The 24,149-nt window shown below is 66.4% G+C and carries 22 protein-coding genes; 10 read left to right on the forward strand and 12 right to left on the reverse strand.

Annotated elements, in window-relative coordinates; translation table 11 throughout:
* The first annotated feature begins 107 nt into the window (after positions 1 to 107).
* Positions 108 to 3,134 (forward strand): DUF3857 domain-containing protein, encoded by a 3,027-nt coding sequence (locus tag FM111_RS12520; protein ID WP_179205099.1) that lies wholly within the window; start codon positions 108 to 110, stop codon positions 3,132 to 3,134.
* A 16-nt stretch (positions 3,135 to 3,150) separates the two neighbouring features.
* Here FM111_RS12520 and FM111_RS12525 read toward each other — a convergent pair whose 3' ends face one another.
* Together FM111_RS12525 and FM111_RS12530 are read right to left on the reverse strand one after the other, a co-directional pair.
* Positions 3,151 to 4,323: a sensor histidine kinase gene (locus FM111_RS12525; RefSeq protein WP_087141274.1), complete on the reverse strand. Its 1,173-nt coding sequence runs from the start codon at positions 4,321 to 4,323 to the stop codon at positions 3,151 to 3,153.
* Positions 4,313 to 5,620, reverse strand: coding sequence for a sigma-54-dependent transcriptional regulator (locus FM111_RS12530; protein ID WP_087141275.1), 1,308 nt, complete (start codon positions 5,618 to 5,620; stop codon positions 4,313 to 4,315). Before FM111_RS12530 ends, FM111_RS12525 begins: the two co-directional genes overlap by 11 nt.
* 45 nt (positions 5,621 to 5,665) lie before the next feature.
* On the opposite strand from FM111_RS12530, the gene FM111_RS12535 reads away from it, so the two are divergent.
* The 4 genes from FM111_RS12535 (at position 5,666) to FM111_RS12550 (ending at position 10,766) form a co-directional block, all read left to right on the forward strand.
* Positions 5,666 to 6,979, forward strand: a complete 1,314-nt coding sequence (locus FM111_RS12535) for an efflux RND transporter periplasmic adaptor subunit (RefSeq protein ID WP_256968262.1) — start codon at positions 5,666 to 5,668, stop codon at positions 6,977 to 6,979.
* Entirely contained in the window at positions 6,976 to 7,656 is a 681-nt protein-coding gene (locus tag FM111_RS12540) for an ABC transporter ATP-binding protein (protein WP_087141277.1), read from the forward strand. Before FM111_RS12535 ends, FM111_RS12540 begins: the two co-directional genes overlap by 4 nt.
* A 17-nt stretch (positions 7,657 to 7,673) precedes the next feature.
* Entirely contained in the window at positions 7,674 to 10,088 is a 2,415-nt protein-coding gene (locus FM111_RS12545; protein ID WP_087141278.1) for an ABC transporter permease, read from the forward strand.
* 315 nt (positions 10,089 to 10,403) lie between these two features.
* Positions 10,404 to 10,766, forward strand: a complete 363-nt coding sequence (locus tag FM111_RS12550) for a hypothetical protein (RefSeq protein ID WP_143276116.1) — start codon at positions 10,404 to 10,406, stop codon at positions 10,764 to 10,766.
* Positions 10,767 to 10,818: 52 nt separating this feature from the next.
* On the opposite strand, the gene FM111_RS12555 is transcribed toward FM111_RS12550, so the two are convergent.
* A complete protein-coding gene (locus tag FM111_RS12555) occupies positions 10,819 to 11,376 on the reverse strand; it encodes a TetR/AcrR family transcriptional regulator (RefSeq protein ID WP_218779218.1) in 558 nt (185 codons plus the stop codon).
* A gap of 99 nt (positions 11,377 to 11,475) precedes the next feature.
* Here FM111_RS12555 and FM111_RS12560 point away from each other — a divergent pair, with 99 nt between their 5' ends.
* Positions 11,476 to 12,063 carry an NAD(P)H-dependent oxidoreductase gene (locus tag FM111_RS12560; RefSeq protein WP_087141280.1) on the forward strand — a complete coding sequence of 196 codons (588 nt, stop codon included), beginning with the start codon at positions 11,476 to 11,478 and terminating at the stop codon, positions 12,061 to 12,063.
* 87 nt (positions 12,064 to 12,150) lie between these two features.
* On the opposite strand, the gene FM111_RS16405 is transcribed toward FM111_RS12560, so the two are convergent.
* The 7 genes from FM111_RS16405 to FM111_RS12590 form a co-directional block, all read right to left on the reverse strand.
* Entirely contained in the window at positions 12,151 to 12,315 is a 165-nt protein-coding gene (locus FM111_RS16405) for a hypothetical protein (protein ID WP_179205100.1), read from the reverse strand.
* 487 nt (positions 12,316 to 12,802) lie between these two features.
* Complete coding sequence (locus FM111_RS12565) at positions 12,803 to 14,230, reverse strand: UdgX family uracil-DNA binding protein (protein ID WP_087141281.1); 1,428 nt, start codon at positions 14,228 to 14,230, stop codon at positions 12,803 to 12,805.
* Positions 14,230 to 15,471, reverse strand: a complete 1,242-nt coding sequence (locus FM111_RS12570; RefSeq protein ID WP_087141282.1) for a putative DNA modification/repair radical SAM protein — start codon at positions 15,469 to 15,471, stop codon at positions 14,230 to 14,232. The genes FM111_RS12565 and FM111_RS12570 overlap by 1 nt, the downstream gene beginning before the upstream one ends.
* Positions 15,472 to 15,525: 54 nt before the next feature.
* Positions 15,526 to 15,822 carry a hypothetical protein gene (locus tag FM111_RS12575; RefSeq protein WP_087141283.1) on the reverse strand — a complete coding sequence of 99 codons (297 nt, stop codon included), beginning with the start codon at positions 15,820 to 15,822 and terminating at the stop codon, positions 15,526 to 15,528.
* The gene (locus tag FM111_RS12580; RefSeq protein ID WP_087141284.1) at positions 15,819 to 18,365 is read right to left on the reverse strand and encodes a cbb3-type cytochrome c oxidase subunit I; all 2,547 of its coding nucleotides are present in this window, start codon (positions 18,363 to 18,365) and stop codon (positions 15,819 to 15,821) included. Before FM111_RS12580 ends, FM111_RS12575 begins: the two co-directional genes overlap by 4 nt.
* A complete protein-coding gene (coxB, locus tag FM111_RS12585; RefSeq protein ID WP_087141285.1) occupies positions 18,362 to 19,312 on the reverse strand; it encodes a cytochrome c oxidase subunit II in 951 nt (316 codons plus the stop codon). The genes FM111_RS12580 and coxB overlap by 4 nt, the downstream gene beginning before the upstream one ends.
* Positions 19,302 to 19,661, reverse strand: a complete 360-nt coding sequence (locus FM111_RS12590) for a c-type cytochrome (protein WP_256968264.1) — start codon at positions 19,659 to 19,661, stop codon at positions 19,302 to 19,304. The genes coxB and FM111_RS12590 overlap by 11 nt, the downstream gene beginning before the upstream one ends.
* Positions 19,662 to 19,789: 128 nt before the next feature.
* On the opposite strand from FM111_RS12590, the gene FM111_RS12595 reads away from it, so the two are divergent.
* Both FM111_RS12595 and FM111_RS12600 read left to right on the forward strand, forming a co-directional pair.
* A complete protein-coding gene (locus FM111_RS12595) occupies positions 19,790 to 20,530 on the forward strand; it encodes a c-type cytochrome (protein WP_087141287.1) in 741 nt (246 codons plus the stop codon).
* 72 nt (positions 20,531 to 20,602) lie between these two features.
* Positions 20,603 to 21,049 (forward strand): DUF305 domain-containing protein, encoded by a 447-nt coding sequence (locus tag FM111_RS12600; protein ID WP_087141288.1) that lies wholly within the window; start codon positions 20,603 to 20,605, stop codon positions 21,047 to 21,049.
* Here FM111_RS12600 and FM111_RS12605 read toward each other — a convergent pair.
* The gene (locus FM111_RS12605) at positions 21,046 to 21,762 is read right to left on the reverse strand and encodes a cytochrome b (protein WP_087141289.1); all 717 of its coding nucleotides are present in this window, start codon (positions 21,760 to 21,762) and stop codon (positions 21,046 to 21,048) included. The two genes, FM111_RS12600 and FM111_RS12605, sit on opposite strands and share 4 nt — an antisense overlap.
* Positions 21,759 to 22,481, reverse strand: coding sequence for a cytochrome c oxidase assembly protein (locus FM111_RS12610; protein WP_087141290.1), 723 nt, complete (start codon positions 22,479 to 22,481; stop codon positions 21,759 to 21,761). The genes FM111_RS12605 and FM111_RS12610 overlap by 4 nt, the downstream gene beginning before the upstream one ends.
* 112 nt (positions 22,482 to 22,593) lie before the next feature.
* Here FM111_RS12610 and FM111_RS12615 point away from each other — a divergent pair, with 112 nt between their 5' ends.
* Both FM111_RS12615 and FM111_RS12620 read left to right on the forward strand, forming a co-directional pair.
* Complete coding sequence (locus tag FM111_RS12615; RefSeq protein WP_087141291.1) at positions 22,594 to 23,373, forward strand: nucleotidyltransferase family protein; 780 nt, start codon at positions 22,594 to 22,596, stop codon at positions 23,371 to 23,373.
* Entirely contained in the window at positions 23,357 to 24,148 is a 792-nt protein-coding gene (locus tag FM111_RS12620) for a metallophosphoesterase family protein (RefSeq protein WP_218779219.1), read from the forward strand. Before FM111_RS12615 ends, FM111_RS12620 begins: the two co-directional genes overlap by 17 nt.
* Position 24,149: the final 1 nt, after the last annotated feature.

The following is a 24,149-nucleotide window of genomic DNA, read 5'->3' on the forward strand; positions in this document are numbered from 1 at the left end:
CCCGCTCCGCCTGCTACATAGATTTCGACGGTATGCGGAAGGAATGAAACGCGTTGAAAAACAAGCTAATGCTGACCACTTTGGCCTGGTTTTTGAGCACCTCCGCCATGGCTGGCGACACGATCTTGCGCGGCCCAGCGCCCGACTGGATTCCGGCCGTAACCCCGCATTTGTCCAACAGGCCGGACAACCCCTCTCAACATGTCCGCTATGAAGTGGTCGAGCGCCATGTGCGCGCCTTCGGCGATCATACCGAAACCTATGTCCGCATGCGGCTGCGGGTGCTGTCGCCCCTGGGTCTGCAACAGGCTTCGCAGTTGGGGGTGGAATGGAACCCGGCCTTGCAGACGCCGACCGTCCACCACGCCCGCATCATCCGCGCAGGCGAAACCACCGACATTCTGGACAAGGCCGACTTCACCATACTCCGTCGCGAAACGGCGCTGGAGCAATCGCTACAGATCAATGGCGTCCTGACGGGCGTCCTGGTGAACCCCGACATCCGCGTCGGCGACACCATCGACTTTGCCTATTCCTTCCGCACGCAGTTCGACGTCTTCAACAACCCGCTCGAAACGCTGGCCTATTCCCACTCCCCGCTTCCTCTGGATCTGGGCGCGACGACGATCAGTTGGCCGGCGTCAATGAACGTGCAGACCCGCGCCGGGCGCCACGCCGTCCTTCCTCCGATCACCGAAGAGGGCGACTTCAAAGTCCTGAGCAATCGCGTGACCGACGCTGAGGGAGAAATCTATCCAGACACCCTCGCCCCCCGCTCCTATCCCAACTACGGCTGGCAGATCAGCAGCATCCCACAATGGGGGATGATCGCGGACCACATTCGCGCCTCCTTTGATCAAGCTAGCGCCCTACCCGATGCCGCCGATATGGCCGCGCACGTTGCGCGAATAAAATCCGAGCACGTCACCCCGGAAGCCCGCGCTTTAGCGGCGCTGCGGCTGGTTCAGGACGAGGTGCGCTACATGGCCCTGACGCTCGGCGAGGGCGGTTGGCTGCCGGTCTCAGCCGGCGAAGTCTGGGCAAAGCGGCAAGGCGACTGCAAGGGCAAGACCGTGCTTCTGGTCGCCCTGCTGAGAGAGTTGGGGATCGACGCGGTCCCGGTGCTGGTGTCTTCGGAAAACCTGCCCCTCGATAGATATCTGCCAATGGTCAGTGCATTCGACCATGTGATCGTGAAGGCCCGCATCAATGGGGAGACCTATCTGATGGATGGGGCGCGTATCGGCGATCGTAGCCTGACGCCGGACCGTCCTCTGGTTCACGAATATGTTCTGCCCATCGTGGAGCGCGCCCGCCTGGAGCAGATCCCACTCAAACTGCCCCCCCGTCCGACCGGCGCGCTGCATGTTGAGATCGACTTTTCCGACGGCGTCTACGGCCCTGCAAGGGTGACGCTGACCGATATCGAGCGTGGCCACAGCGCCACTGAAATGCAGGCTGGCGTAGCTCAGGTTCCCGCCGCCGAACTGACCCGCCTGTATGACCAACGCTGGAACAACTTCCTGAAGGATTACGGCCAGGTTTCGGACATCAAGAGCCGGTGGGAGTACCGCGAGGACACCCACGAGTTTGTCGCCAGTGCGACAGCTCGCGTCGCCTTCGACTGGAGCGGCGGCCCCGTCGAAATCCCCTTGGCTCACGTCACCTGGAAAGGTTTTGAGCTGCATAAGGACGAGAGATTCAAGGACGCCGATTACGGCAAGAAATTCCCCAGTTCGTCCTCATTCCGCACCACCGTCATCGTGCCTGAAGGCGAGGATGTCCTTGACCTGTCGGTCCAGCCCTATGAGGTCGAGGCTGGCGCGACCCGCTACTTCCGCACCGTCCAACGCGACGGCAATCGGCTGGAGACCGATCGTGGCTCGATCACTCTTCGCCCCTACGCCACAGCGGCGGAGGTCCAGGCCGAACAGGCGGGCATGGACAGCTTCAAAGACCTGAAGGCCACCATGCAGGTGAAGCGAGGCTACACCCTGACGGCAGCTGACCGACAGACGCTGACGACAGCCCCCGAGGGCGATCCCGAGGTGGCTTTGCGTCGCGCCTACTCTCTTTACGACGAAGGCGATCATGTCGGCGCCATCGCCCAGTTCGACGCCGCCATCGCGAGCTTTCCTTCGCCCCATGCCAACGCCCTATCTAATCGCGCTCTAGCCTATCTGGCGCTGGGCGACCTGGAAAAAGCCCGCGCCGACATCGCCGCTGGGGAAGCCGTCGATCCGAACGAAACGATACTGTTCCACGCAAAGGGGCGTCTGGCTGAAATCGAAGAAGATGATCTGGAGGCCGTTCTAGCCTTCACCGGCGCGCTTCGGTCGTGGCCCGAGAACAGCCACGCCCTTTACCGCCGCGCCGCCGCCTATGAACGCATGGGCCAGTCCGCTCGCGCCCTCGCCGATCTGGAGCGGATCGTCACATTGGAGCCGCAGGAAATTGAAGCCAAGGGCGCCTTGGCGACCCAGCTGCTCCGAATGGGCCGCACCGAACAGGCCTATGAACAGGCTGGCCTGATGGCGCAGACCGCCGGCTATCCCGACGCCAAGGTCCAAATTTTCATCGGTATGGCACAGGCTCTGGCGTCCAATCTCAAGGCGTCAGATCCCGCCAAAGCCGAGACAGCGCTGACCAACGCCCTGTCGATGGAAAGCGACTTCCCCGCCCTGCTGATCGATCGTGCAGGCATCCGCGCGATGCAGGGCGACAGTCAGGGCGCCGCCGCCGATATGGCGCGCTTCAAGCAACTGACCCGCATCAACCTTGATGACCCCGCGCAGGCCTGCGTCTCGCAGTCCCTATTCCGGCACAGCCGCGATGCCGCACTGGCCATGTGCGACAAAGCCATTGAGCGAAAAGAGAACGACGCTGTCCTGCACATACGACGCGGCTATCTGCTGCATGCCCTGGACCGCGAGAATGAGGCCGTCGCCGCCTATCGCACAGCGACGGAACTGGCCCCTTCCAACCCGAAGGCCAAATACGGTCTCGGTAAAATGCTCAAGGGCGCCGGCCAAGCCGCAGAGGGCGATGCCCTCATGGCTGAAGCATTGAGCTCCGATCCAAGGGCCAACGAAGATTTTGACACGCCTCTATATGAGGTCAGCGGCAGCGCGTAGGCTAGCATACAGCGTGCTAACGGACCGATGCTGACGAATGAGAGGCATGCGACGGCAAGCTCAACCGGAACGCGGTCGCCGGAGTCTGCTCAAGGGTCAGGGCGCCGCCGTGGGCGTGGGCGATCTGGCGGGCCAGGCTGAGGCCGATGCCCGAACCGTTCGGCTTGGTGGTCACGAAGGGGCGGAAGATGCGTTCGGCGTCTGCTGGCGATACGCCGGGGCCGTCGTCGGCGACCTCGATCACCAGCGCCTCGTCAGCCCGCTTGACCGATAGCCGAACCGTGCCGGACGGCGCGCCATCGATCTGCTTCGCCTCGGCGGCGTTCTGAAGCAGCGCCCACACAGCCTGATGCATCTGATCCCGATCCAGGGACCAGGATAGGTCTTCCTTCGCGTCCACATGCAACCTCGCCGTTGGCCAGCGGCTGGCGAACAGGCGCGCCAGATCATCCGCCATCTCTCTCACCGGCACGAGCCGCCGGACCGGCTCCGGCAGGCGAGCCAGCGTACGATAGGCCTCGGCGAACCGCTGCAGGCCGTCGGCGCGGCGCGCCAGGACGCCCAGAATTTCGCGCAGAAGGGCCGGATCATCATGCGCCCCGTCCAGAACGTCGAGAGCGCTTTCCGAGAGGGAGGCGATCGGCGCCAGGCCGTTGAGCAGTTCGTGGCCCAGCACCTCGACCAGTTCGGCCGTCACACGCGCTTCAGCAGCGCGTTCTTCCTGCTCCACGTCGATCAAGGCCGCCAAAGACGACATGCCTACCCCGGACGTCAGCTCGACGCGATCCAGGCGCCAACGTCGACCGGATTGGCGGAAATGGGCGACCTCGCGATCGAACAGAGCCGGCGGCGGCGGAAGGATGCGGTCCTCGGCGCCGAAAAGGTCGCGCGCCGCACGGTTCAAGGCCCTGGCCGTCGCCCCCTCGACGCCGACCAGCGGCGTCGGCGCGGCGTCCAGCAACACCCGCAGCGCCATCGCCTCCGCCTCTTCGGGAGACGCCGCCGCAACGGGCGAAGGCGGGCGCCTGTCCCACATCCGCGCGTTCCACACGCTGAGCCAGACCGCCACCAGCGCCGCGCCGGTCAGCGCGCCCCACATGCCGGATCGCCCGGCCAGCACGCCCGCCGCGCCGCTGGCCGCCAGGCCGAACGCGCAAGCGACAGCTGACGCCGCCCGCCTAGAGACCATGACGCGCCATGCGCCGATAGAGCGCCCCCCGGCTCAGTCCCAGGGCCGCCGCGGCCTGCGAGATGTTGTGCCGATGCTCACGCAACGCCGCCGCGATGATCGCCTTCTCAGCGTCGCCGAGATCGAAGGCATTTTCCGCGGGCGCGTCCGGCGTATCCAGTGCGGGCGACGGCGGAGCAACGACGGCCGCCGCCTCGATCTTACCGTCCTCCGACAACAGCACCGCACGCTCGACCGCCAGGGCCAGACCTCGCGCCTCGTCCGGCCACGAGGCTGCGCGGATCGCCGCCTCCGCCCCAGGGGTCAGTTGCGCGGTCGGGCGGCCGAACCGTTCGGACGCCTCGCGCGCGAAGTGGCGGGCGAGGATGACGGCGTCGTCCTGGCGCTCGGCCAGTGGAGGAATGACCGCCTCGACCGTCGCCAGCCGCCGCCGCAAGGCCGCAGACAAACCAGCGGCTCCCCCCAGCAAGGTAAAGCAGCGCAGCGTCGCGGGCAGATGATCCAGCAACCGCGACTGCGCCACGTCATCCAGCGCCTCCACATGACGCAGGATGACCGCCCCCTCTTCAGGATCGAAGCGCCAAGCGGCCGGATCACGCAGGTCGATCTTTCGCAGCGGCTGATCGGCCAGAGGAGAGGCCGCGTGGATCGCGTTGGCCGTCAAGGTGCGGCCCGCCCCCGACGGCCCCACCACCGCGACGCTGGCCGATGTCGGACCGATGCGGCGGATCAGATCGCGTAATCGTTGAACGGCGGCGCTGTCGCCCAGAAGCCGAGCGGGAGCGGCCTCGCCCACGACGAACGACGCCGACGGCGCTTCAACAGGCGCGCGGCGGGCGATGGCGGCCTCGACCTTGGCGATCAGGTCGCGATTTCGCCAGGGCTTCATGACGAAATCGCGCGCCCCCGCCTGCATGGCCGCCACCGCGATGCCGACGCCGCTGTGGGCGGTGATCACCACGACGCAGGCCGCCGGGTCATCCGCCACGACCCGCCGCAGACAGGCCAAGCCCTCTTCGCCGCTGGTCTCCCCAGGACTGAAATTCATGTCCAGCAGCACGGCGTCGTATCGCGCGGACGCCAGACGCGACAGCGCCTCCTGCGGTCCCGACGCGAACTCCAGGCGATGCCCCGCCACCTGAAAAGCGATCTCCATCGCCCGAGCCACCACCGTATTGTCGTCCACCAGCAGGACAGCCGCGCCGCTTGACGCGCTCTGCGACTGTCCATTGCCGGACACTGTGGCCGGACGCGGACGCACGTCGCCCTGCTGATCCTCAAAAACATCTTTGATCATAAGAGCTTAGGCTTCTCCGCTGCGTCGGGCGAGACTGAAACCATAATGTCCGAACACGCAAAGCACGCAACCTCGTCAATCGGCCCCGCAGGCGGCGCCGCCATGGACCGCCGCCTGGAGCGACAACGCCCGCCGTGGTGGCGACGGCGCGCTGTGCTGGCCGTCCTGGCCCTGATCGTCGTCGGCGGCGCGGCCTGGCGCCTGGCGCCCTCGAGCGGCTCGACCAATATCGCCGCCGCCGATGTCGAGACGGGCGTGATCCAGCGCGCCGCCTTCGACGACTACATCCCCGTGCGGGCCGTCGCCGCGCCGCGCCTCAGCACCCTGGTCGGCGCCCTGACCGGCGGACAGGTCGAGCGCCTGCTGGTCGAAGACGGCGTGATGGTCGCCGAGGGCCAACCCCTCGCCGTCCTGTCCAATCCCGAGCTGAAGCTGGAGGTCCTGACCCGCGAGGCCCAGATCGTCGGTCAACTGGGTGACGCCTCGGCGCAGGATCTGGGCCTCCAGCGCAACCGTCTGGACCGCGAGGCCCAGATCGATCAGGCCAGCTATGACCTTCTGCGAGCGCGCCGCGAACACGACATCCGCCGCCAGTTGTACGAACGGGGCTTCCTGTCCGAGGCCGGCGTCCGCTCCTTCGCCGAAGAGGCGGGGTATCAGGAGAACCGGCTGAAACAGCTTCAGGCCGGACAGGCGACGGAATCCCGCATCACCGCCGCCCAGGCGAACCGCTTGGCGGAGGTGCGCCAACGACTGGCAGGCAATCTGGAAGCGGTGCGAGCCGGCCTCGACGCCCTGGTGATCCGCGCGCCGGTGGAAGGGCGGTTGACCAACTTCAGCCTTCAACCCGGCCAGGCCCTGAAGGCCGGCGATCCGGCCGGCCAGATCGACAGCGAAGGCGCCTGGAAACTGGAAGCCGACGTCGATGAATACTACCTGGGCCGCATCGCCGTAGGCCAGAAGGCCCGAACGTCAGAGGGAGCGACGTTGACGGTCTCTCGGGTTCTGCCCGCCGTGTCCGAAGGTCGTTTCAAGGTCGAGCTGACCTTTGACGGGCGCACGCCGAACGGGCTGCACCGCGGCCAGACGCTGGACCTGCGCATTACGCTCGGCGCCGCACGTTCGGCCCTCGTCGCCCCGGTCGGCGGCTGGCTGGAAGGCGCTGGCGACGCAGCCAACGTCTTCGTGGTGGACAAGGACGGCCGCCACGCCCGCCGCCGCCCGATCGAATTGGGCCGCCGCAACCCGACGCAGGTAGAGATCCTGTCCGGCCTGTCGCCCGGCGACCGTATCGTCACCTCCAACACCGCCTCCGTCAGGGGCGACAAGCTGAACATCCGTGGAAAGGGCCACCTGTGATCCGTCTCGAGAACATCCAGCGCCGCTACGTCTCCGACGATGTCGAAACCACCGCGCTTCACGACATCGATCTCGAGGTCGCCCAGGGCGAATTCCTCGCCATCATGGGGCCGTCGGGATGCGGCAAGTCCACCCTGCTGAACACCCTGGGCGCCGTCGATCGGCCCAGCGGCGGGCGCTACCTGTTCGGTGAGCGCGACCTGGCGACCTTGAGTGAATCGGCCCTGGCCCGCTTCCGCGGCGAGACCTTGGGTTTCGTCTTTCAGAGCTTCAACCTGATCGACGAACTGACCATCGCCGAGAACATCGAACTGGGCCTGATCTACCGCAAGGAGCGCCAGACCGATCGGCGCGCCCGCGTCGCCGCCGCCATGGACAAGGTCGGCATCGCCCACCGCGCCCAGCACTATCCGCATCAGCTGTCCGGCGGTCAGCAGCAGCGCGCGGCCATCGCCCGCGCCATCGTCGGCGCCCCCAGACTGATCCTGGCGGACGAACCCACCGGCAACCTCGACACCCAGAACGGCCAGCAGGTGATGGACATCCTGAGCGGGCTGAACGCCGAAGGGGCCACCATCGTCATGGTCACCCACTCGCCCAGCCATGCGGACATGGCCAAGCGCCGCATCGACATGCTGGACGGCCGGATCGTCGCCTCCGCCTCGCGCGCCATCTGAACTCGAGAGACACGCTGATGAACCGTTTCGCGCTTGTGTCGCTCTATCGCAGCCTGATCCGCCACCCGCTGTATACGGCGGTGAATGTCGGCGGACTCGCGATGGGCATCGCCGTCTTCATCCTGCTCGGCCTCTATGTGCGGTTCGAGACCAGCTTCGAGACCTGGCTGCCCGAGCACCAGAGCATCTATCAGGTCCAGAGCGAATGGAACCTGCCCGGCAGCCCATTCAACGGCGTCATGCAAAACACGCCCGGCGGATTGCTGGACATGATGCAGGAGGACTTCCCCGAACTGAAAGGGACGCGGATCCTGACCAGCGGGAAGATCATCCATAACGGCGTCGCCATGTCCGAGAACATCGCCCACGTCGATCCCGACTTCCTGGACATCTTCCGCCTGGAGATGGTGCGCGGCGATGCGCGCACGGCGATGCGCGATCCGGCCAACCTGGTGCTCAGCGAAACGGCCGCCTCGCGCTATTTCGGATCAGCGGACCCGATCGGCCGCACCCTGACGCTGTCCGACGGCGAGAACGCCGATCTGCGCAAGGTCGTCGGCGTGTTCCGTGACCTGCCCGCCAACACCGATTTCAACTTCACTGCCGTGACGCCGATGAAGCCGCCCGCGCCTGACGACATGAAGATGTGGCGCAACCTCGGCGCACTTAGCGTGTCGACCTATCTGCGTTTCGACACCCCCGGCCAGGCCCGCGCCTTCATCGACAAACTGCCCGCCTTCGTCGAGCGTCACGGCGCCGACCTGGGCGAGAAGCCGGCGGAAACGCTGCGCTATCCGCTGACGCCGATCGCCGACCTGCGCCTCGCCTCGGGCGACAAGGGCTCGGACAACCGTCGCCTGACCATCGCCATGCTCGGGCTGGTCGGTCTGCTGGCCCTGGTCATCGCCATCGTCAACTATGTGAACCTCGCTGTGGCCCGCGCCGGACTGCGAGCACGTGAAGTGGCGATGCGCAAGGTGGTCGGCGCCTCGCGCGGAGCCCTCATCCAACAGTTCCTGGGCGAGGCGATAGTGCTGGTCGCCCTGGCCGCCCTGGTCGGGCTGATCCTGGCGGAGCTGGGACTGCCGCTGATCAACGCCGCCGCGGACCTGTCCCTGACCCTGCCCTACGGCGTGGTTCTGCCCGTTCTGGCGCTTTTGATCGTCGTCATCGGCGCAGTGGCGGGCTTTTACCCGGCCGTCCTGCTGTCGCGCTATCCGGCCGCCCTGGTGCTGGCCTCAGCCCGTTCGCCCGGCGGCGGACGCGCAGGAGCCCGCGTCCGAGAAGCCCTGGTCGTCCTGCAGTTCACCCTGGCCACCGGCTTCATCATCGCCGCCGGCGTGCTGTTCGCCCAGATGCAGCACGTCCGCAGCGTCGACCTGGGCTTCCAGCGCGAGGGCCTGCTGATCGTGCCCGCCATGACGGATTCCAGTCTAACGGAGAGCCAGCGCCTGGCCCTTCTGGCCGCTCTGCGCGACGTGCGCGGCGTCACCCATGTGACCACGGCCACCCTCGCCGCCGGCGGCTCCAACAGCCATGCGGCCGAGAACATGCCCGTGCCCGGCACGCCTGGCGACGGCCCGACCCTGCGCAAGATCTCCGTCGGACCGGATTTCTTCGCGACCTACGGCATGACGCCGGTCGCCGGCCGGGTGTTCGACCCGAACTACCGGAGCGATGATTCCACCGAGACCGAACGGGCCGGCGGCTTCAACATCGTCATCAACCGCAAGGCAGCCGAAGCCCTCGGCTTCGCCTTACCCCAGGACGCGATCGGCAAGACGGTCGGCGGCCACCGCGCCCGCACCATCGTCGGCGTGGTCGAGGACGCTCGCTTCTTTTCGCCCCGCACGCCCATCGATCCGGCGGTCTACGTCTACAAGGCGCGCATTCCCGACTGGCCGATGGTGACCATGCGCTATCAGGGCGATCCCCGTCAGGTGATGGAGCAGACTCGCACCGTCTGGCGGCGCATCGCGCCCAGCGCGCCTTTCAACGGCGCCCACGCCGACCGACGCCTGACCGAGCTCTACGCCGCCGACGACCGCGCCGCGCGCCTGTTCGGCATGGGCGCCGGGCTGGCGATCCTGATCGGCTGCGTCGGCCTGTGGGGGCTCGCCTCCTTCAGCACCCAGCAGCGGGTGAAGGAGATCGGCATCCGCAAGACGCTGGGCGCTTCCTCTTCGGACATCGTCAAGCTGCTGGTGGCCCAGTTCCTGCGGCCGGTGCTGATCGCCAACCTGTTCGCCTGGCCGCTGGCCTTCTTCGCGGCGCGCACCTGGCTGGCGGGCTTTGACGACCGCATCGCCCTTTCGCCGCTCTACTTCATCGGCGCCAGCGTCGTGGCCGTCCTCATCGCCGTGCTGACCGTGCTCAGTCAGTCCATTCGGGCCAGCCGCGCGGCCCCAGCCTGGGCGCTGCGCCATGACTAGAGCGCGCCTCGCCACGTCACGCGGGTTGGCGGACGACCAGTCAATCGTCCGAGCATTACCCGATCTCCAAACTTGGAACGTATGACAAAGTCTCCTGATCGGCACAGCCCGCAGGCGCTCCATCACACTATTGCTTCCAGCCTGGCCTTTGCTGAACGCCGCGCGAGTTCGAACGGCGATGTCTTCGTCATGTCCTCAAATGTCGTCGCCGTTCAACCCGGCTCAACCTTCGCATAGGAACCTCATGCTACCGCGTCGCAGGCTTGCCTGGCCATCGCCCCGACGCCCGCTTACTCGACAACCGGAGAGCCGATTTTGACATACGCGGTGCTGGCGTCGATTTTCGATATCGGCTTCAGTCTCTTTCACTTGATGTTCTGGCGACTGTTCGGCTGGCCGTCGACGCTTGCGTCATCCGGAAAGATCAACACAGCCGTCACTCAAACGCTCAATGTGATGCTGACCTATTGCTTCTTCGCGTACGGCGCCGCTCTGTTCTGGTGGCGAGAAGATGAGAATTCGGGCGCCCTGGCCCTGGCCGGCGCGGGATTCTGGTTGCTCAGGGCCATCCTGCAACCGGTCCTGTTCTCCGCCCGGCACCGCCTCTCCGTCGTGCTGACCATAGCCTTCCTCGTCGGCGCCGCCTTGCACGCAGCCGCCGTCTTGGTTCATCCGTAGTCTCGCGAGAACGGCTAGGTTTCTGGCCCCGTAAGCAAAGCCAACGCTTGCCTCAACCCCGTTTCACCACGTCGATGATGACGCCGGTCAATGCGCCGCACGCCTCCTCGCGGGAGAGCCGATACTGAACCGCCGCGCTGGACAAGGCATCCGCAGCGCCTTGAAGGGCGAGCAGGCCAGCGGCGGACACGGGGGCGCTTGAGAAAGGCGCCAGGAGTTCGCGGCAACGCGCCTGCCAGGCCTCGTCGTACTGCTGCTTCTGCGTTTCAAGCTCGGGCGCGCCGGACAGGGCGGCGCCGACACCTGGGATTTCGACGCCCTGCCCCAGAACGCAATCGACATAGGTTTCCGCAATCGCAGAAGAGACGGCCTGGAGCGTCGCAGGCGCGGCGGCGAAGATCTGCTCCATCCTTAGCGCCTGCTGCTCATCATATTGGGCGTAGAGCGCCAACAGCAGGGCGTTCCGATCATCGAAATGGCTGTAGACGACCGGCTTCGTGACGCCCGCCTCCTCCGCCAGTCTCCCCAGCGTCAGGGCGTTCACGCCCGAGGCGCGGATCATGCGCCTGGCGGTCTCCAGCAACTGCCCGCCACGCGCGCCGCGCTCCATTCTCTGTCGAGACGCCTTCGCGGAAACGGAAGAGATTGACGACATCAAAGCTATATACCACTAGTAACTTACTATAAGTATATAGAGAAAGTCCTCCCCATGAAAGCGCTCGTCGTCGCGGTCCACCCGGACCCTTCATCCCTTACCCACGCAGCCGCCGCCGCCATTGCGCGCGGGATCGACAGATCCGGAGGAACCAGCGAGATCGCCGATCTCGTCAAGGAAGGCTTTGACCCGCGCTATCGCCTGGACGACAGGGCCGTTCACCACCGCCGATCGGCGCCGCCGCCGGACGTGGTGCGCGAGCAACAAAGGCTCGAGAACGCGAACGCCCTGGTGCTGGTCTACCCGGTCTTCTGGTGGAGCATGCCCGCCTATCTGAAGGGTTGGATCGAACGGGTCTTTTCGAACGGCTGGGCCTTTGAAGACGGCCCCGGCGGAAAGGGGCTGATCAAGAAGCTCGACTGGCTTCCGGTTCATCTCCTTGGTCTCGCCGGAGCAGATCAGGCCGTTTACGAACGGCGTGGATACCGTGACGCGATGATCACCCAGGCCGAACTGGGCGTCTTCAACTACTGCGGCGCGCCGGTTCGTTCTTCCGAGATCCTGTACGCCTCTGAGACGAGCAGCGCCTCGATTGCACTGGAGGCCGCAGAACGCTTCGGAGAGCGCATCTTCCAACCCTGACCGTAGGCGCTCTGTGTCGGCGCCCCAGCAGACCGGGAGACGTCAGCGGCCGAAGAGGCTTCCGTCTTCCGGCCGCTGCGCTTGATGTCAGGCTGAGGCTCTAAAACGGCGCGGCATCAGGGTGACGAGACCGAACAGCGCCAGCGCGACCCCGATCCACAAGGGGGACCGCAAGCCATAGCCGGCCATGATTCCTGCACCGCCGAACCAGGCGCCGGCCGCCAGGCCGACATTGATGACCGAGGTGTGCACCGTATTGACCAGGCGACCAGGATGGGAATGGCGTACCGATCGGCGAAGCGGCCGACCACCATGTTGCCGACTGTTTTTTGATCGGGCGCCGCTTGAGCGCGAACTGACTGAGATCGAGCGCAAACTGAAGATGATCAGCGCGCCGCTGGAGGCCCGCCGGAGCGAGATCCAGGCCCGACTTGTGGTCGCAGCCGCCCCGTCAGTGATCCAGTTGCACCAGGCGATCGAGGATCGAGAACGGCGAGGAGGCGCGCACGTAAACTACGCAAACTGATCGACCGCGTGGATTTCATCCCGATGGATGGGCTTGGGCAAGTTCCGGTTGGAAGTGCACGGCAGCCTGGCCGCGCTGCTGGCGGCGGGCTAGGTCCAGACAGCAGAAAGCCCCGCGGCGTAGGCCATCGGGGCTTTGTAAGCTTGGGTGCGGGAGCTGGATTTGGGCGATACCTCACACTTAACTTCCTCGCCTGAGCTTCGCCGACAGACTCTAAAACTGGGCCGATGCGGCCGCGAGGTCCGCCAGGAATCTGGCGCGTTCGCTATCCCTCCTAGCCGGATCAGGCAGGCGCAGCAGATATGCGGGATGCACCGTAAGAAGCACACGCGCGCCGTCTGCCGTCGTCATGACCCGACCGCGCTCGGCCTGCACGGCAGGCTTCCGGCCAAGCACCGCCAGACCCGCCGTCGCGCCCAGCGCCAGGATCAACCGGGGCTTCACCAGGCGCCGCTCGTGATCCAGCCACCAGCGGCAGGCCTGGACCTCGCCCGCATTGGGCGTCTTGTGCAAGCGGCGCTTGCCGCGCGGCTCGTGCTTGAAGTGCTTCACCGCATTGGTGAGGTAAAGATCGCGTCGGTTCAGTCCCACCTCTTCAAACGCCGCGCCCAGAAGACGGCCCGCTGGTCCAACGAACGGTCGCCCGACCAGATCCTCCTGATCCCCCGGCTGCTCGCCCACCACCATCAAAGCGGCGCGCTTCGGCCCCTCGCCGCAAACGCCCTGGGTGGCGTCACGCCATAGCGGACAGCGGCGGCACCCCTGAACGCCGCGCGCCAATTCATCCAGGCTTTCGGGAGCCAGATCGTCGGTCGCCGCGCGATCGACCACCGGCGCGCGGACGCGCCGGAACCTGTCGTTGGGTCGAGACGTGGGGCGGGTCACCATGGCTTCGGTGCGAACCGACGCGGCGGCCATCAGTTCCGGGATCAGCGCCGCCTCAGGCAGGTTCTTCCAATAGCGCTTAGGCATTTCCGACTGCATCGCCTGAGGCCGCAGCCGCGCCGGATTGAAGGTCGAGGCGTAGTAGGTGCGCCAGAGATCCTCCATGGCGTCCTCGGTCGGGGCCTGCGCCAGCTCGGCGGCGGGGCGGTAGGCCAACGCCTGGCCGTTCCAATGAGCTGAGCCGTCCGGCGTCAGGATCGTCCATCGCATGGCGCTGAATCGACGGACAAAGAAAGGAGCCGTCGCCTGCAACACGCGATGCGCCGGCTCGAACCAGGCGATCCAGTGTTCGCCTGCCTCATCCTCGGCCTGTCGGAAGCGGACGAAGGCCTTCATCTTGTGGGCGGCGCGGCGCACCGCCTTCACCCGATCAGCCGCCTCGGCCACGTCCCGATCAGACAGGACGTTCAGCAGGTCAGGCTGATCCTTCAAGCGCCACAGCAGGCGATACATCAGACCAAAACGATCCTCGGATCGATGCTGTATCAACTGCGCCGCCGTCTCCATGAAGGCGCGCGGGGCGTTGAATGCGCCCTCGACTTCGGGAAGAGCCGCCGCCTCGTCGAACAGGTCGCCGCGCGAATGGGCCACGACGAACCGCACCTGTGCCGGCTCAACGCCCGCCAACCGCAAACGCCGCGCCGCCTCGCGCCAGCCGTCGAAATCAAGCGGATCGGCCAGGACAAAACTCCGCATCAGAACAGACTCAACTGTTCGGCCTTGCGCCGGGGGGCCAGGCGCGCACGCAGGTCCGCCGCATCGGTCAGGCCGCCGGGCGTCCAATCCAGCGCCGTGATCCACGGCCGTACCGCCTCGATAGAGCGCGTCAGCCGCCCCACGTCCTCCAACCGCAAGGTCCGATGGCGTCGCACAGATAGGATGCGGTCAACCGCCTTCACGCCTAGGCCCGGCACCCGCAGCAGCGTCTCACGCGCTGCACGGTTCACGTCGACGGGAAAGCCCTCGCGCCGCCGCAGCGCCCAGGCCAGTTTGGGATCGACGGCCAGATCCAGCATTCCATCGTCCGCCCCCTCCCCGATCTCGGGCGCGGTGAAGCCGTAGAATCGCATCAGCCAATCGGCCTGATAAAGTCGGTGTTCGCGCATCAGCGGCGGCTTGGTGGGCGGCAACAGGCTGGAGCCGTCGGGAATGGGGCTGAAGGCGGAATAATAGACCCGACGCAGGCCGTAACCGCCATACAGGGCGGCGCTGCGCGCCATGATCTCCGTGTCCGGCGCCCCGTCGGCGCCGACGATCAATTGGGTTGACTGTCCCGCTGGGGCGAAGGCGGGCGGGCGTTTTCGGTCGTTCTTTTCGGGCCGGGCTGCTTCCAGCTTCAGCCGCACCTGCCCCATGGCCTTGCGGATTGTCCGCGCGTCCTTTTCGGGCGCCAGTCGGCCCAGGGCCTCGTCGCGTGGCAGTTCGATGTTGGCGGACAAGCGATCGGCATAGAGGCCCGCCAGCTCGACCAGCCGCGCGTCCGCCTCCGGGATCAGCTTCAGATGGATGTAACCGCGAAAGTGGTGGTCTTCGCGCAATCGCCGCGCGACCTCGACCAATTGCTCCATGGTGTAGTCGCCGTTGCGGATCACCCCCGACGACAGGAACAAGCCCTCGACATAGTTGCGCTTGTAGAAGGCCAGGGTCAGGTCCACGACCTCCTGCACCGTGAAACGCGCCCGCTCGACGTTCGATGACACCCGGTTGATGCAATAGGCGCAGTCGTAGATGCAGAAGTTGGTCAGCAGGATTTTCAGCAGGCTGACGCACCGGCCGTCCGGCGTATAGGCGTGACAGATGCCCATGCCCTCGGTCGAGCCGATCCCGCGACCTCCCAAGGAATCTCGTTTGGCCGAACCCGATGAGGCGCATGAAGCGTCATACTTCGCCGCATCCGCCAGCACCGCCAGCTTTCGTCTCAAATCAATCTGCGCCATTTGTTCATGATATGTTCCGGCCGTGGGATGATCCAGCTTGGCTGGAGCGATTTCTCAGAACGCCAGCGGTGCGGTCTGCCAGGTCACGCCGACGGCGGCGACCAGAGCGCCGGTCAGGGCGACACGCCGCTCCCAAAGAGCCGGCTCATCCGGCGCCGGACGCCGCGCCATGGCGAAGGACGCGACGGCGATCAGCGTCAGACACAGAAGGCTGAAACCCAATCCGATCCAGCGACCAGCGGCCGCCTCGGTCGAGGACGACACGTCTGCGGCGCTGGCCAACAGGTAAAGCCCCAGAAAATGCGCGGCCCAGATCAGCAGCCCCGCCGTCATCGCCAGCCAGCGCCTCATGCGCCGGAGCTCGGAAACAGTCGGATCAGCAGCACCACGATCACCGCCTGCGCCGCCGTATAGGTCATGAAGAGGCCGATCAGGTCTACCGTCGACGGCCGCTCGGCCGACAGCCGCCTGAACGCCCGTCGCAGCAAGATGTAGAGTCCCATTAACATCCCGATCCCGGCAAACGTCGCCGACCACCCGAGCAGGGCGAAGACCGCGGCGCCCTGGCTGGTAGCGTCAGGCTTGAGCCCAGCGGTCCACCAGGCCTGGAGCTCAAGCCCTATCGCCGTCGCGGCGGCGATGGCGCTGATGACCAGAAGAACCGTAGCGAGCGTCTCCGCTCCCTTCCCGGTCCGTCGCAAAACGTGCGGCGCCGCTGCGGCGCAAAGCCCCCCCAGGGCCAGAACGCCGAGGTGCAGCATCATCGACGCCGTCTCCGGCGGCGCCTGCCACAGATCCGGCCGCCGGCTCCACAGAAAGACATAGGAGAAGCCCGCCAGCAGGCAGACCATGCCGCCGACAATCAGCACGATCACAATGGCCCACCAGCCGTGGCTGGACGGACCCGAAACATAGTTGGGTACGCGGACACCCGCTCCGATGTCGGTCGTCCTGCGACTGTGCGGCGCATCCAGGAACCAGCACCAGCGCATGATGCAGTAGATCGCCAGCACGCCGCTGACCACGGCGGCGACATAGGCCTGGATGGTCAGGATCAGGAAGAAGCCTGCCGTGAAGAGGGCGCCGAACACGTGCCAGGGTGACGGACGCGGGAGGCGCAAGACATACTGCGGCTCAGCGTTCAGAGGGCCGGTGACCAGGGTCTGGCGCTCGCCTCCCGCCGCGCCGGGCAGGAACCAGCGCCCCTCCTCCACCTCCTTCGCCAAGCTCTTCTGTTCCCACAGCGGATAGAGGCTCTTCACCACGGGGACGGAGCGCAGAGAATAATAGCCGCTGGGCAGCCACTCTAGTCCTGGGCCGTCGTGGATGTTGCCCGCCTCGCGCGGGCCGAAGGGGCGGAAGTTGCGGATCATGTCGACGACCCACAGCAGGACCGCCAGGCCGAACAGGAAGGCCCCGACGGTGGAGATGAAGTTGGGTAGATCCCAGCCCCGCCCCGGCAGATAGGTGTAGACCCGACGCGGCATCCCCATCAGCCCCGTCAGATGCATCGGCATGAAAGCGATGTTGTGCCCAGCGAACATCAGCCAGAAGATCCATCTGCCCATGCGTTCGCTCAGCGGCCGGACGCTGGACATCGGCAGCCAATAGTAGATGGCCGCGAACATCGGAAAGACCATGCCGCCGATCAGGACATAGTGCAGGTGGGCGACGATGAAATAGCTGTCGTGGGCCTGCCAGTCGAAGGGCACCATGGCGACCATCACCCCGGTCAGCCCGCCCATGACGAAGATGACCAGGCCGCCCACGGCGAACAGGCCGGGCGTGGTGAAGCGCATCTTTCCGGCCGCTATGGTGGCGATCCAGGCGAAGACCTGCACGCCCGCAGGGACACTGACCGCCATGGAGGCGGCGCTGAAGTAGTTGATGCTGATCTGCGGCATGCCGGTGGTGAACATGTGGTGCGCCCACACGCCAAAGCTGATGAAGCCGGTCGCCAGCATGGCCATGACCACCAGGGGATGCCCGACCAGCTTGGTCCGCGCCATGGCGGGTATGATGGTCGACATGGCGCCCGCCGCCGGCAGGAAGATGATGTAGACCTCCGGGTGGCCGAAGAACCAGAACAGGTGCTGCCACAGCATGGGATCGCCGCCCTTCAGCGGATCGAAGAAGGGCCAGCCCAGCGCCCGTTCCAGCTCCAGCAGCAAGGTCGCCAGGATCACCGATGGAAAGGCGATGATGATCATGCAGGCGAAGATCAGCATCGCCCAGGCGAAAACCGGCAGCTTGTCCAGCGTCATGCCGGGCGCGCGCGTCTTCAGCACCCCGACGATGATCTCGATCGCTCCGGCGATGGCCGAGATCTCGATAAAGCCGATACCCAGCAGCCAGAAGTCGGCGTTGATCCCCGGCGAATAGGTCATGCCCGTCAGCGGTGGGTACATGAACCATCCCCCGTCCGGTGCCAGGCCGAAGAACAGAGAGCAGAAGAAGGCCAGGCCGCCGATCAGATAGGCCCAGAAGGCGTAGGCCCCGAGGCGCGGAAACGGCAGGTCGCGCGCCCCCAGCATCTGCGGCAGCAGCAGCACGCCCAGCGCCTCGACCGCTGGCACGGCGAACAGGAACATCATCACCGTACCGTGCATGGTGAAGATCTGGTTGTAGGTTTCCTGCGGCAGGAAGCCCGTCATCGGTAGGGCCAGCTGGGTGCGCATCAGCAGCGCCAGCACCCCCGCAAGCACGAAGAACAGCATGGCCGCGCCGACGTAATAGACGCCGATGATGTTGTTGTTGATCGCCGTGATCCACTCGCCGGGACGGCGCGGACCGCACCAGGCGGCTTCCAGCTGCTCCAGCTCGCCGTCCGGACGCGGCTCCTCGGTGGGAAAGCGATCGTATTTGCGGACGTCGAAGCCGGTTTCCGACGTCATTTCAGACTGTCCAGATAGGCGGCCAGATCCCGCAGCTCGCGCCCGGTCAGCACCGGATAGGACGGCATCCGATTGCCCGGCTTGATCCCCTGGCTGTCGGCGATCCATCCCGCCATCGTCCCCTGATTGTTGGGCAGGATGCCCGCGCCCAGCGTCTGGCGCGAACCGACATGGGTCAGGTCCGGCCCGGCCAGGCCGTTGGCCTCGGTTCCGCGTAGGGTATGGCAGGCGCCGCAGCCCGAGACGCTGAACACCCCCGCGCCGGGCAGGGCGGACGGCGCGGCGGGCGCGGCTTGCCTGGCCCGCCAGGCTTCGAAGTCGGCCTCCGCATGGGCGACGACGACGAAGCCCATCAGGGCGTGAGGGCCGCCGCAGTATTCGGCGCACTGTCCCGCATAAACGCCCGGCTTGTCAGCCTGCAGGCGCATGAAGTTGCGGCGGCCTGGGATCATGTCCGTCTTGCCGCCCAGGCGCGGCACCCACAAGCTATGGATGACGTCGGCGCTCTCCAGTTCGACCACCACCGGACGGCCGACGGGGATGTGAACCTCATTGGCGTCCTGGACCGTTTCGCGGCCCTGGTCGTCCAGATAGGCCACGCGCCACCACCACATCTCGCCGGTGACGCGCACGCGCATCTCGCCGTCACGCGGCGCATCCGACACGCGCGCGGTGACGTTGAGGCCGTAGATCAGCAGGCCCGTCAGCACGACCACCGGAAAGGCCAGGCCGCCGATCCAGACCAGGCGCTCGCCGCCAACGCGACGTTTCCACGTCCTCGGCCCGAACAAGGCCACGCCCAGGGCGATCAGGACAACGGCCAGCACGACCGCGCCCATGACAAACAGCACCCAGGCAACCACCGTCACCGGCCCGGCGAACGGTCCGGCCGGGTCCAGAACCGGCGGCGGCCAGCCGCCCAGCATGTCCGGCGTCTCAGTCGTCATCGAGCGTATAGAGATAGGCCGCTATGTCGCGGGCTTCGGCTTCGCTCAGGGGCATGGGCGGCATGCCGGCGTCGGGCAGCAACGACGGCGCGTCGCGCACGAAGGCTGCCATGACCACGGGCTGGTTCGGCAGCCTCCCGGCGATCATCGGCCGCGCCCCCACGCCCGCCAGCGATCCGCCGGTCCGCCCCTCGGGCCAGGCCACGCCGGGAATGACGTGGCAGGCGCCGCAGCCCTGGGTCCGGATCAGGCGCAGCCCCACGGCCGCGTCGGCGCCCGCCAGGTCGCGCGGCGCTCTGGCATTGTCCGCGCAGGCGGCCAGGCCCAGCAGGCCGGCGGCCGAAACCACAGCGCCTATCTTCCCCATCGTCGCGACATGACGGCATACGGCCCCTTTCCGCTTCGCCAGAACCAATCCGCCGGGCGGCCAGGGGTTCCGAGGCGGAACCGGCACCGCAAAGCCGGTGTTGGATCGGGGTGCGCGCCCTGCTCCTCGCTTTTCTGGGACTGACCCTCGCCGCCTGCGACGCGACGCCAGGCGCGACCGACCGCGCCTTTCAGGCGTCCGGCGAGGTGATCGCCATGAGCGGGGGCGCGGGCGGCGCGGCCAACGCCTGCTTCACCTGTCACGGCCTGAAGGGCGAAGGCGACGGCGTCTCGACGCCGCGCCTCGCCGGTCTGGACCAGGGCTATCTGCAGAAACAGATGGAGGATTACGCCAGCGGCCTGCGTCCCGACGACGTGATGACCCGCGTGGCCAAGGGCCTGAATCAGGACGCGCGCAGGGCCGTCGCGGCCTGGTACGCCGAACTGCCCCCGCCCGCCGTTCAGACTTCAACCGCCTCTCCGCCCCAGATCTGGTTGACCGGCGACACGGCGCGCGGAATCACGGCCTGCGCCGCCTGTCATGGCGTTGAAGGCCAAGGTGCGGGCGAAGGGCAGCCGATCGTCGCCGGGCAGCCCGCGGCCTATACGCTGGAACAGATTTACCGCTGGAAGTCCGGCGAGCGGCGAAACGACCCGCGTGGCGTCATGGCCGCCGCCGTACAACGGCTGACGGACGACGAAGCCCGCGCCATCGCCGCCTGGCTATCGACCCAGCCGCCCTCCCCGGTCCGCGCCGAAGCGTCGGTCGCCAGCGCCGCCTCGGTCGCCGCTGCGGCGCGCCCGGCCGCGTCGCGCGAAATCCGCCGCCCCGCTCGTTCCGACGGCGACTGAACTCCTCGGGAACAGGCCACGCGCACAGCGATTGGTTGTCTCACGACTAGAACAACCCGGTGGAGGCCGTTGATGCACGCCCACAGCTATCGCAATCTCGCAATCGAACTGCTGATCGACTTCGTCATCATGTATCTGGTGATGTTCACCATGATCGCGACGCTCGATCATTTCCGCTTCAACCTGAACAACGTCTATATGACGCTGATGATGGTCGCGCCCATGGCCGTGGTGATGCTGCTGTCGATGCGTTCGATGTTCCAGAACAGGCGCAACAACTGGATCATCATCGGAATCGCCGCCGTCGTATTCGCCACTAGCTTCTACGCCATGCGCACCCAGGCGGCCATTAACGACCAGGAGCTGATCCGCGGCATGATCCCCCATCATTCCGGGGCGATCCTGATGTGCGGAAAGGCCAAGCTGACCGACCCTGAGCTCATCGCCCTGTGCGACGAAATCATCGTCGCTCAAGAGCGGGAGATCGCCCAGATGCAGGCGATCCTGGACCGACTCTAGACCTGGAAGCGGGTGCGGCCGCGCCGCAGCCTCCGAACAGTCGTCACGACCCTTTTCTCCAACGCCCGCCATCGCCGCTGCCATCGCGTGCGTCGGGGCCGTAGCTGGGGAACAACCGGCAGCATGGCGTGGAAGACGTCGTCGCGGTCAATCAGATGGTGCTTCAGCGCGGCCCCCGCATGGATCGGGATCATCAGCAGAAGGGCGATGACGAGGCCCCAGTGCATCCACTCGGCCGCCGCCTCGACCGCCCAGAGCTGACGATTCGACAGATCCTGCATCGGCAGCATCGGCCAGGGAATGAAGCCCGCCGCCGCCAGTTGGGCGTCTCGCGCTGTGGCCGATATCATCGCCCAACCCGACAACGGCAGGCCGAACAGGCAGAGATAGAAGACATAGTGGGTGACGTGGGCGGCCGTGCTTTCCCATCCCGGCTTGTCCGCGTCATTGATCAGATCCGGCGCGACCAGCCGCCAGGTCAGACGGCCGATCACCAGCAACAACATCAGCACGCCGACGGCGAAATGGACCTCATAGGCCGCGACCTTCTCGCCGCCGACCGGCAGCCGACCCATCCACCAGCCCCACCCCAACTGGAACACGACCAGACCTGCCATGATCCAGTGAAACCAGATGGCCACGGGGGAATAGCGCCCCTCGTCATGATGACCGGCGGCCCACTCCAGCGCCTGGGCGATCAGCCGGTCGATCATGCCGCCGCCTCGCCCGCCGGCTTCAGCAGACCGTGAATCCGCCATAGAGCGGCCAGGAGGTAGGCCGCCGCCGCCGGCGCCCACATGATGAGCCCGGCCGCCTGCTGGTCCTCCAGCGGCGTCATGTTCCAGGCCATGGTGCTGGCGAAATGCGGCGCATAGAGCGGCTGGCCCGCGAACACGATCAAAGCGCCCAGAAGCCCCATCAACAGCATGGCCGCCAGCAGGGCCGCGACGGCCGCATGCCCCCTTGCGCTGCGAACCGCCGCCCAGAACCAGACGGCGCTTCCCAGGATGCTGATCTGCATCAGCCAATAGATTCCGTCATGCGACAGAGCCTGAGCGTAGGGCTCCGGCGCATGCCAGGCCCAAAAGACCACCGCCTGCACCGCCGTCGCCGCCGCCAGACGCGGCGATTTCAGCCGAGGCAGGCACAAGGCCAGCAGGGGCGCCGCCGCCAAAACCAACAGCAGGTGATGCAGGGTCCGCGCCATGAACAGGGCGGAGCTCAAGGCGCACAGCGGCGAGATGAAGCCGACCGCCAGCACCGCCATCGCCGCGCTGAAGCGTCCCCTCTGCTGTTCACGCAGCAGGATCAATCCGGCCGTCGTCGCCACCGCCATCACAGACAACAGGATTAGATCGCCGTTCCACCGCCCGAGCGCCTCGGCGGGATCGGGCGCAGGCCCGCAATAGGGTGTCCAGGCGACGTCGACCATCCTAGGCCAACGCCTCCACGCCGCGACGGTTCACCGGCATTCGGTCGCGCACAGAAACGGAACCGCGTTTCTCCGCACGCCGTTTCTCTGCCCTGTTCAGGAACTTGATCCCATGTCCGACACGGTCGCCTATCCCTCCTTTGAACCACCGCCCGAGGCCCGCGCCTTCTATGAGGAGGCCCTGCGCCTGCTCAAGGAGTCCGGCGTGCCCTTCCTGCTATCGGGCACCTACGCCGTCACGGCCTATACAGGCATCCGGCGCCCCACCAAGGATCTGGACGTCTTCTGCAAGCCCGGCGACTATCCCCGGATTCTGGCCTTCTTCCAGGCGCGCGGCTATCGCACCGACGTCGAGGACGAGCGCTGGATCGCCAAGGTCTGGCAGGACGACAGGCACTTCTTCGACGTCATCTTCGCCATGTCGAACGGCACCATCGCCGTGTCCGACAGCTGGTTCGGGCCGGATCGCATCACCGTGTACGGGCATGAGGTGACGATCACGCCGCCGACCGCCCTGATCCTGTCCAAGGCCTTCATCCAGGACCGCTATCGCTACGACGGCGCCGATGTGAACCACGTCATCCTGAAGCAGGCCGAGGCCATCGACTGGAAGTCGCTGCTGGATCAGATGGATCTCTATTGGGAGGTGCTGATGGCGCATCTGCTCAACTTCCGCTTCGCCTATCCGACCGAGCGCGGCCTGGTGCCGGCGTGGCTGATGACGGAGTTGATCGGCCGCCTACAGGCCCAGGTCGATCTGCCGGCGCCGCGCGTGAAGGTCTGCCGGGGCCGCCTGTTCAGCCCGCGCGACTACATCGCCGACATCTCCGAATGGGGTTTCGGCGACGTGGTGGGCAAGGGCCTGGAGGAACGCCATGACCCCGTCGCCTGAAACCGCCGCCTCCGCCGCTGAAGGCCAGACGCCTCAACCGGGCATGGAAGCCGGACCGAAGAAGAAGCTGCGCGTCGCCGCCGTCGGCGACCTGCATGTCGGCGAGACCTCGCATCGCGCCTATCGCGACCTGTTCGACCGGGTGCATGAAGACGCGGACGTGCTGTGCCTGTGCGGCGACCTGGTCAATTTCGGGAAGACGGTCGAGGTGGAGAACCTGCTGGAGGATCTGCGCGCCTGCCGCATCCCCATGGTCGGCGTGCTCGGCAATCACGAGCATGAGTGCGGCCAACCGCAGGAAGTCATCCGCATGCTGAGCGAGGCCGGGGTCAAGATGCTGACCGGCGAGGCCTATGAGATCGACGGCGTCGGCTTCGCCGGAGGCAAGGGCTTCGTCGGCGGCTTCGGCCGCTACATGCTCAGCTCCTTCGGCGAGGCCTCTATCAAGACCTTCGTCAACGAGGCGGTTGAGGACGCCAATCTCATCGAAAATTCGATCCGAACGCTGCGGACCGAGAGGAGCGTGGTTCTGCTCCACTACGCCCCGGTGGTGGATACGGTGATCGGCGAGCCGCCGGAGATCCACGCCTTCCTCGGCTCGTCGCGCCTGGCCGAGGTCGTCGATCGCTATGAGAACGTCAAGCTGGTGCTGCACGGCCATGCGCATCGCGGCGCGCCGGAAGGCCGCACGGCGCGCGGCGTCCCGGTCTACAATGTCGCCCTGCCCGTGCTGCGGACGATGGGCGATACGCCCTATCGCGTGTTCGAGGTCTGAA

It is taken from the genome of Brevundimonas diminuta 3F5N (assembly GCF_900163625.1).
Lineage (GTDB): Bacteria > Pseudomonadota > Alphaproteobacteria > Caulobacterales > Caulobacteraceae > Brevundimonas > Brevundimonas diminuta_A.

What these genes read in the sequence shown, in the direction of transcription:
- FM111_RS12605 (WP_087141289.1), bottom strand. Translation starts at nt 21,762, where the DNA reads ATGATCGACCGGCTGATCGCCCAGGCGCTGGAGTGGGCCGCCGGTCAT.
- FM111_RS12570 (WP_087141282.1), bottom strand. Translation starts at nt 15,471, where the DNA reads ATGGCGCAGATTGATTTGAGACGAAAGCTGGCGGTGCTGGCGGATGCG.
- FM111_RS12535 (WP_256968262.1), top strand. Translation starts at nt 5,666, where the DNA reads ATGTCCGAACACGCAAAGCACGCAACCTCGTCAATCGGCCCCGCAGGC.
- FM111_RS12555 (WP_218779218.1), bottom strand. Translation starts at nt 11,376, where the DNA reads ATGGAGCGCGGCGCGCGTGGCGGGCAGTTGCTGGAGACCGCCAGGCGC.
- FM111_RS12530 (WP_087141275.1), bottom strand. Translation starts at nt 5,620, where the DNA reads ATGATCAAAGATGTTTTTGAGGATCAGCAGGGCGACGTGCGTCCGCGT.
- FM111_RS12560 (WP_087141280.1), top strand. Translation starts at nt 11,476, where the DNA reads ATGAAAGCGCTCGTCGTCGCGGTCCACCCGGACCCTTCATCCCTTACC.
- FM111_RS12565 (WP_087141281.1), bottom strand. Translation starts at nt 14,230, where the DNA reads ATGCGGAGTTTTGTCCTGGCCGATCCGCTTGATTTCGACGGCTGGCGC.
- FM111_RS12615 (WP_087141291.1), top strand. Translation starts at nt 22,594, where the DNA reads ATGTCCGACACGGTCGCCTATCCCTCCTTTGAACCACCGCCCGAGGCC.
- FM111_RS12580 (WP_087141284.1), bottom strand. Translation starts at nt 18,365, where the DNA reads ATGACGTCGGAAACCGGCTTCGACGTCCGCAAATACGATCGCTTTCCC.
- FM111_RS12620 (WP_218779219.1), top strand. Translation starts at nt 23,357, where the DNA reads ATGACCCCGTCGCCTGAAACCGCCGCCTCCGCCGCTGAAGGCCAGACG.
- coxB (WP_087141285.1), bottom strand. Translation starts at nt 19,312, where the DNA reads ATGACGACTGAGACGCCGGACATGCTGGGCGGCTGGCCGCCGCCGGTT.
- FM111_RS12600 (WP_087141288.1), top strand. Translation starts at nt 20,603, where the DNA reads ATGCACGCCCACAGCTATCGCAATCTCGCAATCGAACTGCTGATCGAC.
- FM111_RS12575 (WP_087141283.1), bottom strand. Translation starts at nt 15,822, where the DNA reads ATGAGGCGCTGGCTGGCGATGACGGCGGGGCTGCTGATCTGGGCCGCG.
- FM111_RS12525 (WP_087141274.1), bottom strand. Translation starts at nt 4,323, where the DNA reads ATGGTCTCTAGGCGGGCGGCGTCAGCTGTCGCTTGCGCGTTCGGCCTG.
- FM111_RS12610 (WP_087141290.1), bottom strand. Translation starts at nt 22,481, where the DNA reads ATGGTCGACGTCGCCTGGACACCCTATTGCGGGCCTGCGCCCGATCCC.
- FM111_RS12545 (WP_087141278.1), top strand. Translation starts at nt 7,674, where the DNA reads ATGAACCGTTTCGCGCTTGTGTCGCTCTATCGCAGCCTGATCCGCCAC.
- FM111_RS12520 (WP_179205099.1), top strand. Translation starts at nt 108, where the DNA reads ATGGCTGGCGACACGATCTTGCGCGGCCCAGCGCCCGACTGGATTCCG.